At 46.5% G+C, this 13,953-nt stretch carries 11 protein-coding genes and 1 pseudogene; 9 read left to right on the forward strand and 3 right to left on the reverse strand.

Annotation, left to right across the window (positions count from 1 at the left end; genetic code table 11):
* Positions 1 to 119 precede the first annotated feature (119 nt).
* Positions 120 to 737, reverse strand: a complete 618-nt coding sequence (locus tag AS151_RS03830) for a TetR/AcrR family transcriptional regulator (protein WP_071515738.1) — start codon at positions 735 to 737, stop codon at positions 120 to 122.
* Positions 738 to 929: 192 nt separating this feature from the next.
* Between AS151_RS03830 and AS151_RS03835 the strand changes: the two genes are divergently transcribed.
* The 9 genes from AS151_RS03835 to AS151_RS03880 all read left to right on the forward strand — a co-directional run bounded on the left by AS151_RS03835 (position 930) and on the right by AS151_RS03880 (position 12,592).
* Complete coding sequence (locus AS151_RS03835; protein ID WP_071515739.1) at positions 930 to 2,186, forward strand: HlyD family efflux transporter periplasmic adaptor subunit; 1,257 nt, start codon at positions 930 to 932, stop codon at positions 2,184 to 2,186.
* Positions 2,187 to 2,195: 9 nt separating this feature from the next.
* Positions 2,196 to 4,160 carry an ATP-binding cassette domain-containing protein gene (locus AS151_RS03840; RefSeq protein WP_071515740.1) on the forward strand — a complete coding sequence of 655 codons (1,965 nt, stop codon included), beginning with the start codon at positions 2,196 to 2,198 and terminating at the stop codon, positions 4,158 to 4,160.
* A 60-nt stretch (positions 4,161 to 4,220) separates the two neighbouring features.
* A complete protein-coding gene (locus AS151_RS03845; RefSeq protein WP_071515741.1) occupies positions 4,221 to 5,327 on the forward strand; it encodes an ABC transporter permease in 1,107 nt (368 codons plus the stop codon).
* 29 nt (positions 5,328 to 5,356) lie between these two features.
* Positions 5,357 to 6,481 (forward strand): ABC transporter permease, encoded by a 1,125-nt coding sequence (locus AS151_RS03850; RefSeq protein ID WP_071515742.1) that lies wholly within the window; start codon positions 5,357 to 5,359, stop codon positions 6,479 to 6,481.
* Positions 6,482 to 6,832: 351 nt separating this feature from the next.
* On the forward strand, positions 6,833 to 8,296 hold the full coding sequence (gene cysS, locus AS151_RS03855) for a cysteine--tRNA ligase (RefSeq protein WP_071515743.1): 1,464 nt from the start codon (positions 6,833 to 6,835) through the stop codon (positions 8,294 to 8,296).
* 117 nt (positions 8,297 to 8,413) lie between these two features.
* Positions 8,414 to 9,535: an AI-2E family transporter gene (locus AS151_RS03860; protein WP_071515744.1), complete on the forward strand. Its 1,122-nt coding sequence runs from the start codon at positions 8,414 to 8,416 to the stop codon at positions 9,533 to 9,535.
* A 61-nt stretch (positions 9,536 to 9,596) separates the two neighbouring features.
* Positions 9,597 to 9,824, forward strand: a complete 228-nt coding sequence (locus tag AS151_RS22720; RefSeq protein WP_071515745.1) for a hypothetical protein — start codon at positions 9,597 to 9,599, stop codon at positions 9,822 to 9,824.
* Between the two features lie 425 nt (positions 9,825 to 10,249).
* On the forward strand, positions 10,250 to 11,440 hold the full coding sequence (locus AS151_RS03875; protein WP_071515747.1) for a hypothetical protein: 1,191 nt from the start codon (positions 10,250 to 10,252) through the stop codon (positions 11,438 to 11,440).
* Positions 11,441 to 11,623: 183 nt separating this feature from the next.
* Positions 11,624 to 12,592 (forward strand): RsmB/NOP family class I SAM-dependent RNA methyltransferase, encoded by a 969-nt coding sequence (locus AS151_RS03880; protein WP_071515748.1) that lies wholly within the window; start codon positions 11,624 to 11,626, stop codon positions 12,590 to 12,592.
* Between the two features lie 5 nt (positions 12,593 to 12,597).
* On the opposite strand, the gene AS151_RS03885 is transcribed toward AS151_RS03880, so the two are convergent.
* Both AS151_RS03885 and AS151_RS21930 read right to left on the reverse strand, forming a co-directional pair.
* On the reverse strand, positions 12,598 to 13,398 hold the full coding sequence (locus AS151_RS03885; RefSeq protein ID WP_071515749.1) for a hypothetical protein: 801 nt from the start codon (positions 13,396 to 13,398) through the stop codon (positions 12,598 to 12,600).
* A 326-nt stretch (positions 13,399 to 13,724) separates the two neighbouring features.
* A pseudogene (locus AS151_RS21930) lies at positions 13,725 to 13,953 on the reverse strand (hypothetical protein); the annotation flags it as partial.

Consider the following 13,953-nt stretch of genomic DNA (forward strand, 5'->3'; position numbering starts at 1 on the left):
CGGGAAAGTACAGGTCGAGGGCTTCTTTCCAGGGGCTATCGTATTCGTTGGTTGGATTTTCATTGGTGGTATTTTCAGACATGGGAATTGATGGCTCCACTTTTCTGGAAATTATAGAACTATTCGCTTTCCAATTGACTGGAATCCTTCTTTTTGCTTGCAATTAAATCGATTAAAGTACGAATTAGTTCTTCTTGCTGCAGGGGGAGAATGTCTTTACCGTGCAAGACTTCTTGAGTTAAAATAAATCCCATTAAAGAACCAACAAAAATCCGTACGGTAGCTTCGGAGCTTTCTAATTCTAGTTCTGGATGCGCGTCTAGATAGCGCGTTAGAATATGGATAACTTTTTGAGGCAATGCGCGTACAAACAGTTGAGCTAGTTCGGGAAATCTCCCCGATTCGCCAATAATGAGGCGGAGAAAAGCAATATATTCCTGGTCTACCATGATGGTGGCAAAGAATTTCTCGGCGATTTGACGCAAAACGATGGCTGGATCTCCGGAAAGGGATACGGAACCGAAAACGATTTGAAATCTTTCTCCGGTTACTTGTTCGATGAGACTGACAAACAAGCCTTTTTTGTCTTGAAAGTGGCTGTAGATGGTGTTTTTGGAAACACCGGCGGCGGCGGCTACTCGATCCATGCTGGTTCCTTCATAGCCGTTTTCTAGGAAGATTTGAATGGCACCTTGTAGGATTTGCTGGCGTTTGGAGGTGGGGGTTGAACTGACCATGGGTTTCACCTGGAAATGACGTTAAGGTTAAATTTTCGTAAAGTATTTGCACTCAGTCAATACTATACGGTATAGTATAATTATAAAGCAAATAGGACTATACGGTATAGTTCAGTATCCACTTTATCGGGTCGCTATACGGTATGGTTTGTTTTCTATTTTTCTCTTAGTGTAGAATGGGATGAATCGGTTATGGTTCAGCAAACTTCTTCTGTATCCCATCCTGGCATTACTGCCAAACCCCCACAGCGATCGCGCAAATTGTTATTTTTGATTCCTATTGCTGCTTTTGTAGTAGGCACTGGGATTGCTGTGCGGTATTTTTTATCACAACCGGAAGATAGCGCCATCGAACTCAGCGGTCGAATCGAAGGCTACGAAAGCGATATTGGGGCGAAAGTAGCGGGTCGTGTGGAAAAAATTACCGTTCGCGAAGGAGACCGAGTTCAGGAAAATCAAGTCATTGCCAAATTAGACGACGACGAACTGCAAGCGCAACTGCGGGGGGCAGAAGCCAAACTACAAAGTGCCCGGCAGGAAGCCAACCAAGCGCGGTTGCAAATCGATGCAGTTCGAAGCCAAATGCGGGAGGTGCGTCTCAGCCGCCAGCAAGCGGAACAGCAGGCGCAAGGTCGCATTGAAGAAGCCCAAGCCAATTTATCGTCAGCTTTAGCAAAATTAGAGGAAGCCAAAGCCCAAAAACAGGAAACCCAGGCACAACTGCGGCTTGCCAAAGTCGATCGCGATCGCTATAAGAATCTGGTAGAACAAGGCGTGGTTCCCCAACAGCAGTTCGACCAAGCCCAAACCGAAGTAGAAACCACCGAAGCTGCCTTGCAAGCACGCCAGGCTGCTGTAAACGCTGCCCAGCGTCAGGTAAACGTCGCTCGCGGTTCCCTGCGACAAGCCCAAACCACCAGTTTCAACCCAGAAATTCGTACAGCCAAATTAGAAGGATTGCAAAAACAACTGGAACAGGCGCGCTCTCAACTCAGTGCTGCCCAGTCGAATATTGCCAGTGCCCAAGCCACCAAAGAAGAAATCAAAGCACGACTGGATGACTTGGATATCGTCAGCCCCATCGATGGGGTGGTGCTCGATCGCATTGCCGAACCTGGAGAAGTGCTTTCAGCTGGTAAAATTATCGTGAGCGTGCTTGACTTAGATGATGTTTACTTGCGCGGGTACATTCGAGAAGGGCTGATTGGCAAAGTTCGCGTGGGGCAGCCTGCCAAAGTCTATCTCGATTCCAACCCAGACCAACCGATCGATGCTACCGTCAGTGCCATCGACACCGAAGCTTCTTTCACGCCGGAAAATATCTATTTCAAACGCGATCGCGTCACGCAAGTATTTGGTGTTAAACTAGCCATCGACAATCCCCAAGGATTTGCCAAACCCGGTATGCCTGCTGACGCGGAAATCATCGTCGAACCGGAACCAGAATAATGAATTTCCATGATACATACCGACACCCAAACCCTTACCAACGAACCAGCAACCGGCAACCCAGCGATTCGCGTGCAAGGATTGCACAAACATTATGGCAACGTCGCTGCCGTGCGTGGTATTGATTTTACCGTAGACAAAGGAGAAATTTTTGGACTGATTGGACCCGATGGGGCTGGCAAAACCAGCACATTCCAAATTTTAGCTGGTGTTATGGAAGCCACTGCCGGAAGTGTAGAAGTTCTCGGAACCACTCCCCACGCCGCTAGATTGCAAACTGGTTACGTAACTCAGAAATTCTCGCTCTATCAAGATTTAAGCATCGAAGAAAATTTGCGCTACAACGCCCGCTTGCGACGGGTTTCCGATGCCGAATTTGCCCGTCAAGCACCGAAATTGCTAGAATCAGTAGGATTGCAACCGTTTGCCCATCGTCTTGCCGGTCAGCTTTCCGGAGGCATGAAGCAAAAATTGGCGCTGTGCTGTGCCACCATTTCCCAACCGCAGGTCTTGTTGCTAGACGAACCCACCACAGGCGTCGATCCAGTTTCCCGTCGGGAATTTTGGGATTTGCTGGCATCGGTGGCTGCCACGGGGGTTGCCATTGTTGCCGCTACGCCCTACTTGGATGAGGCGGAACGCTGCCATCGGATGGCGTTGATTTACGAAGGCAAGATTCAAAAAATGGGAACCTTGCGGCAGTTGCGCGATAGTTTGGGATGGGCGCGTTTGGAAGTGCGGTGTGAAGATGTGCCTAAGGCGGAAACGGTTTTGCGCGATGCTATATCTGAGAAAAAGACCCAGCATTTGGCAGATGTGCAATCGTTTGGCGATCGCTTGGATATTTTAACCCCAGATAGCGAAATTGGGGAACGAGAAGTACGAAATTATTTGCAAGACCATCAAATTGCCGTCAAATCCACCAATACCAACGAACCTACCCTAGAAAACGTTTTTGTCACCAACTTGCGTGCTTCCCAGTCAGACCCGCCGTTTATTCCCTTTCCCCGCCATCGCGGCGGTCAGCATCGCCAGGAAAACCCAAGCCAATCCATTGCCATTGGTGCCGACAATCTCACCAAGAGGTTTGGTGACTTTCAAGCGGTGAAAAATATCGATTTGCAAGTTAGCTATGGGGAGATTTACGGCTTGTTAGGTGCCAACGGTGCTGGCAAAACCACGACCATTAAAATGCTGTGCGGCTTGCTACCACCAACTAGTGGAAAAATGCAGTTAGCTGGGAAAACCAAAAATTTGCATAGCAGCGAAGTGCGATCGCGGATTGGCTATATGAGTCAGAAATTCACCCTCTACGACGACCTGACCATTATACAAAATTTGCAATTCTATTGCGGCGTTTACGGGGTTCCGCGAAAATTGCGTAAGGAAAAGATTGAATGGGTATTGGAAACCTGCGGCTTGCAAGGTCGCGAACATACCCTAACCGCCAGCCTTCCCGGTGGTTGGAAACAACGGGTTGCTTTTGGGGCTTCCGTGATGCACGAACCGCAGATTTTGTTTCTCGACGAACCGACTTCTGGTGTCGATCCGTTGGCAAGGCGGCAATTTTGGCGGTTGATTCGCGATTTTGCTCGTCAAGGCACTGCTATTTTGGTGACGACGCATTATTTGGAAGAGGCAGAAAACTGCAATCGCATGGGATTTATGGTGGCTGGTGAGGTGGTGGCGCAAGGGTCGCCCACGCAAATTAAAGCCGAACAACCGGGGCAATTGATAGAGTTGGCTACCGATAACGTGCAAGCAGCTTCCGATTGTTTGAAAGAGGCTTTTGCTGGTTGGCGGGTGGCGATTTTTGGCGATCGCTTGCATTTGGTGCTTGACAATCCCGATGAAGAATTCTCTAAAGTAGAACAAAATCTAGAGAAAAATAATATTCAAATTTACTACCATCGCCCCATTCCCTTTTCTTTGGAAGATGCTTTTATTGGTATCGTGCAACGAGCAAGCCAGTAGAGATGGTTTTTAAAAACCTAAAATAGCGATTGTCAACCATATAATGATGGATGAATTGCCATGTTTCGTCGGATTCTTGCCCAATGCCAAAAAGAACTTGCCCAATTTCGTCGCGATCGCTTGACGGTAGCTTTGGCTTTTTTGTTGCCTTTGGGAATGATGCTCATTTACGGATTTGCCATTCGTTTGGAAGCGCAAAACTTACCCATATCGGTTCAAGACTTCGACCGCAGCCCCCTGTCGCGCACGTATATTGCCCGTTTGTTTGCCACCAACCAATTTATCCCCGTGCGTAGCGGCGAATCTCCCACCGATTCCCTAGACCGAGGAGATGCGATCGCATCTGTTGTCATTCCTCCCGATTTTTCCCGCAAGATTAAAGCCGACAAAGACGTAGACGTGCAAGTCTTAGTTGACGGTAGCGATGTGAACAATGCCCGCGTCGTGCAAAATAGCATTCGCGCCACCACCAATTTCTTTATTCAAACCAATCAATTGCAACCGCCAGCGGAACGCAGCGTCGATGCGGAAGTGCGTTTGTGGTTCAACCCCGGTTTGCGGGAAGCTTTGTATATCGTGCCGGGGGCATTTGCCGTGGTTTTGTGGGTGTTCCCTTCCATGTTAAGCGCGATCGCAGTCGTACGGGAAAAAGAACAGGGAACCATTTTGCAGGTATATTCCTCCGACTTAACGTCATTTGAGTGGCTTTTAGGTAAAGTTATGGCTTATGTGGTAGTAGCTGCTGGCGAAGCTACTTTGGTTATGGGGGTAGCTATTCTATTATTTCGCATGGAATTTGCCACCAACCCCTTGCCATTGCTGGTGGGAACGTTTGTCTATTTACTATCTAGCGTTTCCTTTGGCACCTTTATTGGCGTGCGTTCGAGCAATCAAAATGCCGCCGTTCAAGGAACAGCCATTGCTGGATTTTTATCCTCGTTCTTGCTATCGGGTTTTATCTACCGTATTGACAATATTCCCTTTCCCCTTTCTCTAATTTGTAATATTATTCCCGCTCGTTACTATATTTTAATTACCCGGGATGCTTTTGTACGGGGAACTGGATGGATTGGGATTTGGTACGCACCGATAATTATTTTGGCGATTGGCTGTCTCTTGTTTTTGGTATCGACCAAAATTATGTCCAAAATGCAATTAAAAGAATAGAGAAAAATTCATTAAAATGGGAGAAACGTATGAACTGGATTCGTCGTTTTTTGGAAAGCCGTTTTTGGGCACTCGCCGTCAAGGAAGTACAGCAAATTCTCAAAAACAAACAGTTTATTTTTTTGCTGCTGTTTCCCCCCACCATCCAACTATTAATTTTAGGATTTGCCCTCGACCCAAGCGTCACCCATTTGAGTTTGGGCGTTTTGGATTATTCCCGCACCGAAGAAAGCCGCGAGTTGGTATCTGCTCTGACAGAGAACGATATTTTTTGGGTAAAAACTGCTCCCCATCGTAAAGAAAATTTGGTGGAAGACGTGCGGACTGGTACAATAACAACGGGGTTAGTTATTCCGCCAGAATTTCGTCAGGATATTGCCGATGGCAAAACAGCGAAAGTGCAAGTTTTTATCGATGGGGTGAATGCCAATACCGCTGGCATTGCTAGTGGCTACATGCAACAAATTGTTCGCGAATACAGTCGCAATTTAAACGTACCGCCCCCCGACCCGTTGGTCAATACCCAAGTTCGCTTTTTATACAATCCTGGTTTAATGAGTACTTGGTTTTTTGTGCCTGGGGTGATGGGATTGGTGCTAACGCTAACCGGTTCTTTGGTATCTTCTATTACCCTAATTCGCGAGAAAGATGTGGGCACTTTGGAACAATTGTTGATGACGCCAGCAGCGGCGTGGGAAATTTTAGCGGCAAAAATTGCGCCTTTGTTTGTTTTGTTAATGGGGGATGTATTTTTAGCGGCAGGGATTGGATTGGTGGTGTTTCATTTACCATTTCGTGGAAATTTTGCTTGGTTTTTGTTATTTTCTGGGTTATATGTGGTGGTGGCAATTGGTTTGGGCATGTTGCTGGCGACGCTATCAAAAACCCAACAGCAAGTGGTGCTAACTTCGTTCTTTTTCAACGTACCGATTATTCAGCTATCGGGGGCAGTAGCGCCCATTGAAAGTATGCCTTTATTTTTTCGAGTGGTTTCCTTTGCTGACCCGTTACGCCATTACGTTGCGATCGCACGTAACTTAATTCTCAAAGGAACGGGCATCGAACCGATTTTACCCAACGCCGCTGCTTTGGCATTCTTTGCTATTGTCTTGTTAGGCGTTAGTATCAATCGCTTCCGGGCGCAGTTGAGTTAGATTTATGAGGGGAAGCATTTGGGGCATGGGGGCGTCGGGGCGTCGGGGCGTCGGGGCGTCGGAGCATCGGGGCTTCGGAGCATCGGAGCATCGGGGCTTCGGAGCATCGGGGCTTCGGAGCATCGGAGCATCGGAGAAAACAACCAATATATCTCCCACGCTCCCACGCTCCCAGGCTCCAACGCTCCCACGCTCCCAAGCTCCCACGCACCCACGCTCCCACGCTCCCAAGCTCCCACGCTCCCAAGCTCCCACGCACCCACGCTCCACCACTAGATTTACTGCCAGGGAAATGCCAAAATAGTCTAAGATATCCACTTCTTAAATCCGTCCGGTTTTGCTATAGTTGCTATGACCTTAACCCTGTATAACAGTCTCAGTCGCCGTCAAGAAACCTTTACTCCCCTAGACGCGCCCCGTGTAGGTATTTACTGCTGTGGCGTTACCGTGTACGATTACTGCCATTTGGGTCACGCCCGTTCCTATATTGTATGGGATATTTTGCGTCGGTATTTGGAATGGCGTGGCTATCAGGTGCGCTACGTACAAAATTTTACCGATATTGACGATAAAATCCTGAATCGCGCCAAAGAAGAAGGCACTTCCATGGATGATGTGGCGCGGCGGTTTACGGATGCCTATTTTGAAGATATGGATCGCCTCAACGTGCGACCTGCGGATTTTTATCCCCGCGCTACCCATACCCTCAATGGCATTCAACGCTTGATTGAAGAACTGGAAGCGAAAGGATATGCCTACAAAAGTGGCGGTGATGTATACTATGAAGTACGCCGTTTTCCCGAATACGGTCAGCTTTCGGGGCGCAATTTAGAGGATTTGCAAGCGGGTGCCAGCGGTCGAGTGGCAGAAGGGGAACAAGAAGCACCCAAACGCGATCCTTTTGATTTTGCATTGTGGAAACGGGCAAAACCGGAAGAACCAGCTTGGGAGTCTCCCTGGGGGCAAGGTCGCCCGGGATGGCATATTGAATGTTCGGCGATGGTACGGGAAAATTTAGGAGAAACGGCGGATATTCACTGTGGCGGTGCCGATTTAATGTTTCCCCACCACGAAAACGAAATTGCCCAGTCGGTGGCGGCGAATGGCAAACCGTTGGCGAAGTATTGGTTGCACAACGGCATGGTGACGGTGAATGGGGAGAAAATGTCGAAGTCGTTGGGCAATTTTACCACCATTCGCGATTTGCTGGGGCAGGGCATTGACCCCATGGCAGTGCGGTTGTTCGTGATGCAGGCACACTATCGCAAACCTTTGGATTTTAACGATGAAGCGATCGCTTCGGCAACCAATGGTTGGAAACGCTTGCAAGAGGCTTTGCTGTTTGGCAGTCAGTATGGAGAAAAATTAGGCTGGCAACAAACCAGTGCCACCGATAGTCAAAATTTGGATAAAGATGCGGTGGAACGGTTCAACCAGGCGATGGATGACGATTTGAACACGCCATCGGCTTTGGCAGTGGTATTTGAACTGGTAAAAATTATACGTCGCGATCGCAATTTATTAACGCACGAAGGCAAAACCGAAACACCAAGCGATCGCCTGCAGCAAATCTGGTATACCTTAGTTAATTTAGCACAAGTTTTGGGATTGGAAGCATCCGCCCCCGCAGAAACCCAACCCCAAGGAGATACCCTCAGCGACGAAGAAGTCGAAAACCTCATCCAACAACGCACCGCTGCCCGCAAAGCCAAAAACTTCGCCGAAGCCGACCGTTTGCGCGACCAATTGCAAGCTGCTGGCATCACCCTCATCGACAAACCAGGCGGCATCACCCAATGGCATAGAAATTCCTAATAATGCATAAATTCATCTTCCCACTTCTCGCTACTCCTTCCCCTCTTCCCCCTCCTCCATTCTTCCCTGTAGCATAGAGAGAACACCCACCATCCTATCCCAAATTAGGAATTTTCTATGTCCCAGCGTATCAGTATTTCCCTATCCAATATTGCCATTATTCTCGGCTTGGTCTTGTCGCTGGTTCTGGTGTGGCAAATCCGCAGCCTGCTAGTGGTTTTGATGATTTCAGTGGTGCTAGCGGCTTCCATTGCCCCCTTAGTGAACTTGCTGGAAAAGTGGCGTTTTCCCCGATGGTTGGGAGTCGTTGTTTCTTATCTTAGCATCATTGGGGTTTTAACCGGTGTCATGCTCATTATCGGACCTACGGTGTTCGAACAAATCGAACGATTGCTGCGGCAGCTACCCGTATTCGCCGATACGATTGTCAAACGGGTAGAAACCTGGGCAATGAACCTCAACGACACCAGCGCCAAATTGTTTGCGGATTTATTCGATGCCCAAGCCCTCACCAGTTGGTTGTTTCGTTCCAGCCAGCAGTTGGTATTGCGTTCCTACGGTATCACACGCGGTATTGTCGGGGCTGTGGTCAGTGTTGTTCTGGCTTTGTTTATCTCCGGCTATATGGTTGCCGATAGCCGCACTTTGATTCGTAGTTTCGTGCAGCTTTTTCCCACGCCCTGGAACGACCGTTTGGCAGCACAAGCCTCTGTGGTCAGCCACCGCATGGGGGGGTATATTCGCGGTCGATTGTTGGTTTCGGGGATTTTGGGATTGGCAATTACCACGGGATTGCGATTTTTAGGATTGGCAGATTTCTCTCTTGCTTTAGGCGCGATCGCAGGTGTTACCAATTTAATTCCATTTCTCGGTCCCATTCTAGGATCGATTCCTGCTTTAATTGTAGCGGTTTCTCAAGGATGGTGGACGTTTTTGTGGGTGTTGCTGCTGTTTGTCATTATCCAAAATATCGAAACTTATTTGTTAGACCCGCTGTTGGTGGGAAGTTCGGTAGGAGTGCATCCTTTGTATCAGTTGCTTGCCGTGTTGGGTGGCGTACAAATTTTGGGGATTATCGGTGCTTTAATCGTACCGCCTTGGTTTGCCGGTGCTGCTGCTTTGGTGGAAAATCTCTATTTACGCCCGAAATTAGCTGCGGAAGGGAAGTTACGAGGAGAGGCTTTGGCGACGATTTCGCCTGCGGAAAATACGGAAGAAGGGGTGAAATATGAGGTTTGAGGGTATCTTTTTGCCGATGCGTTGGTTGGAGATATGGTACTAAATCCGATGTGTACGGGCTATGTTTGAGATAGAGGAGGGGGAGGAGTGGGAGGAGTGGGAGGAGTGGGAGGAGGGGGAGGAGTGGGAGGAGTGGGAAGAGTGGGAGGAGTGGGAGGAGTGGGAGGAGGGGGAGGAGTGGGAAGAGTGGGAGGAGGGAAAAAACACAGAAGTTGTAGCCTTAGTCTGGGGATTTTTTCGGGTTTTCACAATGAGGAAATGCTCTCGGAAAATTTTATATTGGATGTAAATGTTATGTTTTCTAGGCGATGGGGATAAAAGGGCAATCGCGGGGGGCAACCACGGGGGGTGGGCAACCACGGGGGGCAACCACGGGGGGGGCAACCACGGGGGGGGGGCAACCACGGGGGGTTGCCCCTACGGAAAATTGGTGGTTTGTTTTTGTCTGATTTGGTTTTTAATGAAAAACATAGGTATAAGAATCTTAAGAATTACCTAAAAAACTTTTGGGCGCTTCATGGTTTGTTACTCGATAAAAAATTCATTACAATTGCTTACTTTTGATTGACGCGATCGCGATAAGCCCTTCATCTGTTGGGTATAATAGGATTGTTGGCTGGATTTTCCCCAAGTTTGGCTAACATAGAATACTTGCGATCGCGGATTTTTTTAAGAAAATTTATATTTTAGGTCGGTTATGACCGGAGGTAACTGATGCTTGAACTGATTCAAGCCCTATTCGAGGGCATCTGGGCGTTGTTAGAAGGAACCTTTTCCCTATCCAAAAATTTCTTTGGAGGAATTCTCTCTCTATTAGAAGGAATTGGTTCCTTGTTAAAAAATATTGTCTCCCTGATTGTAACACTTGCGATTATTGCGATCGCGATTTCAGTTACAGTGTCGGGAGGATGGATGGTTATTCCCATTCTCCTGGTTATCGGCATTGGCAGTGTAAGCAGCAAATTTCAGAAGCAACCCCAACAATCCAGTAGTTTTGGCAAAACCATGAAAAAAATATTTGCCGGATTGTTCTTATTACTGGGTTTCCTAATATCGGCTGCTGCCCTAGCCACCATTTCTGACCCCTACGCATCTCCCGAAGAATACGAAAGCATGTTGGCAGGATTTTTTATTCTGGGGCTTCCCTGTTTGGTTGGGGGAATATGGTTAACCGTTGGTATTATACAACAAAACCAACGGGAAACGGAAGAACAACAAAAAGCAGAAAGCGATCGCTTGCGGGAAATTTTCTTCAGGCTAGTGCATCAAGAAAACGGCGAAATGACCGTACTTCGTTTTGCCATGGAAGCCCAAATACCCGGCGACCAAGCCAAGGAATATCTCAACGAATGTGCCAAACAATACGACGCCACCTTTAACGTCGGCGATGAAGGCGAAATTTCCTATAAATTTCATCTCCACAGAAATTCTGGCACCCCCATTCTCAGCAATCAACCAAAAAGCAATTCCCAAGAAAAACAGCCAAACCACTCCTTTGAATTTCGCTTCCCCATCCAATTTTCCAATCCCATCGCCAGCAAAGAAAAACCAAGCCATCCACCAGCAGAATCGCCAACAGAACAACCAACCCCAAGCCAATCCATTGAAAATTCCCATCCACCGGAAGATACCAAACCATCCCATTCCTCCCCTGCGACAGAACAACCACAGGCAGAAAACACCCTTGTGGATGCCATTTCCCATAAAATTTCCGAAGGGGTTCAGCTACCCATCCAATTTTCCAATCCCATCGCCAGCAAAACAGAACAGCAAAATCAATCCACTTCCTCAGAAACAGATACCAACTCCCAAAAAGAAGACCAAGCCAACAAGTATCCCGACCTAGAAAACGCCAAACAAAACCTATCCAATTTATTCGGTAAAGTATCCAAAATGATGAAATAGGTTTCCCAAAACCTAGGGGCAAGCAACCAGACTTGCCCTTCCAAATTCCTGGGAAAATTGTTATCCTATCAAATAGCGATCGCTTTCTTCAAAATACCCAGCAACATCCTGCAAAAACCAATAAAATATCCACCAATCTAATCATTTTACCTCCCAAAACTTGCTCGAATTTTAATTTTGCCTATGTCAAAACTCGCCAAACCCTCGCGACTGCTACACAAACTCAGCCACCAACTATTTGCCACCCCCCAAGAGCAAACCAAATTTATTGCCGCCCTTACCCAACCCCAAACCTTTCCACCTACGATTATTTGGGCACACCAACCAGACAACAACCAAGTAGAATTAACAGATTTAGAAACACTCCCACCAGTTTCCTGGCAACCAGAATTTGTCACCCGCCTGGCAGCCAAAAGCCAACCCGGAAAACATCCCCTCCACGAAGCGGGATATTTTTATTGTTTAGATTTTTCCTCCGTTTTCACCGCCTCCGCCTTGTTAGCCATTAACCAACCCATCGACCTTGCCATCGATATGTGTGCTGCCCCAGGAGGCAAAAGTGTTTTTGCATGGCGTAGTTTGCAACCCAACTGTTTGATAAGCAACGAAATCATTGGCAAGCGAATAGGCATCCTAATTTCCAATCTCAAACGCTGCCAAATTCAACCTACCCACGTCACTAGTTCCGACTCGGAAAAATTTGCCCATCTGATACCTGCCACCGCCGATGTGGTTTTCGTGGATGCCCCCTGTAGCGGTCAATCGTTGCTTGCCAAAGGAATGCAGGCACCGGGCTGTTTCCATCCAGTTACAATCAACAAAAACGCCAACCGGCAAAAACGAATTCTCGCCAATTCTGCCCAAGTGGTGGCACCGCAAGGATATCTGGCTTATATGACCTGTGCCTACAGCATTGCGGAAAACGAACAGGTTTGCGACTGGTTTTTGCAGCGTTTTCCCCAATTTCAACCACTATCGGTTTCCCATTTGGCGGCGTATCAATCCCATTTGACTTCCATGCCTTGTTATCGGTTGTTTCCCCAGGAAAAGTTGGGGGCAGGTGGTTTTGTGGCTTTGTTTCGCAATACCGCAACTGGGGAGAAAGGGGAAATACCGCCGGCGTTTTGGCAGCAAGTTAAGTTCAGTCTGTAGGTTGGCTATCTGTTGCGTTTATCTCTATAACGTCTGTTTCTTTTGCGACTTTTGGCAATAAACTTATCGAATTCTTTTCTGACTCCTTCAAAAATTTCCCCAACATCTTCAACAAAGTTTTCTAAATTTTGTTGTTGGTTAGGTTCGTATTCTTGCCATTCTTCATATGGGATTAAATTTGATAATCCCCGCCAAACACCAGCTTTCTTTAATGTTTCCTCGGATTTATTTCCGGTAACAATGACTAAAAAGTCTCTGGATAAATCCGTTGTTTCAAGTTCATTCGCTAATTCCTCCCTTGATTTATCTGTATTTTTACAAATTTTTGGAGTTAGGTTCTCTTGATCTGGAGAACGCAATGATGATATTTTGGAATAATTATATTTTAGTTTAAGTATTTCCTCCCATAAAACACGAAAATCGCCTTTCTCTGCAATAATATTACTATTAATACGATCGTCTAATTCATTTCTTAAAGCACAAGCTGCTATCTGCTGTAATATTTTTCTGTGAGTGTCTTCATCGCTATCATCCCAATTTCCTAAAATATCGTTTTTAAGCCAGGCAATAGAATTGCGAATCATCCGCCCTTGAATATCTTTTCTGTTACTTTCTATACCTGTTACCAACAACAGGAGGCTTGTTTCTTTTTGCTGCAAAACAATCGAACGAGCGTCACTTTGAATAAATTCCTGAATCTCTTTGATAGATTCAGGAGTAGCAACACTTTGATTGTTTTCATCGATCCAATGATAATCATTGTCGATGTAGCTACCACGGCTTTTTATATAAATAGTGAGTGACATTTTTCCTCGATTTAATATGTAGTCAAGTCGCTATCAAAATATTCTATAAATTTTTCTATTAGATTGAATCAATACATTATAAAAAATGGAAAGTTTGCAAAACTGATATAAATTACTAAATCCATCCGAATACTTTATTAGTATTATTGCAATTTTAACTCCTATTATCTCTTTATTTGGCTACATATTAATAATATTTAACATTAACGTGTTTTGGTGAACGAGATCGAGTTCTTAAGAAAAAACAAACGTCAGGATAGATACAGAAGGAAGCGATATTATTTGGTCTTCCTTCTGTTATTGCTTAGAAACTCTCCGTAACTTGATTATGAATTAAAAGAGGAGGAATTGCTCAGTGACGCTTGCTTTTGAGGAGTTTCTTTCGATTGCAGTTGTTTCTGTGTTTCCGCACTAGGTTCAGCTTCTACAGTTTCTTGAGGAGTTTTCTCTTCTTGAGGCATTTCCTTAGATGAAGTAGATTCAGCTTCTACAGTTTCTTGGGGAGTTTCTTTCGATTGCAGTTGTTTCTGTGTTTCAGAACTGGATTCAGGTTCT

The sequence above is a fragment of the Geitlerinema sp. PCC 9228 genome, from assembly GCF_001870905.1.
GTDB lineage: Bacteria > Cyanobacteriota > Cyanobacteriia > Cyanobacteriales > PCC-9228 > PCC-9228.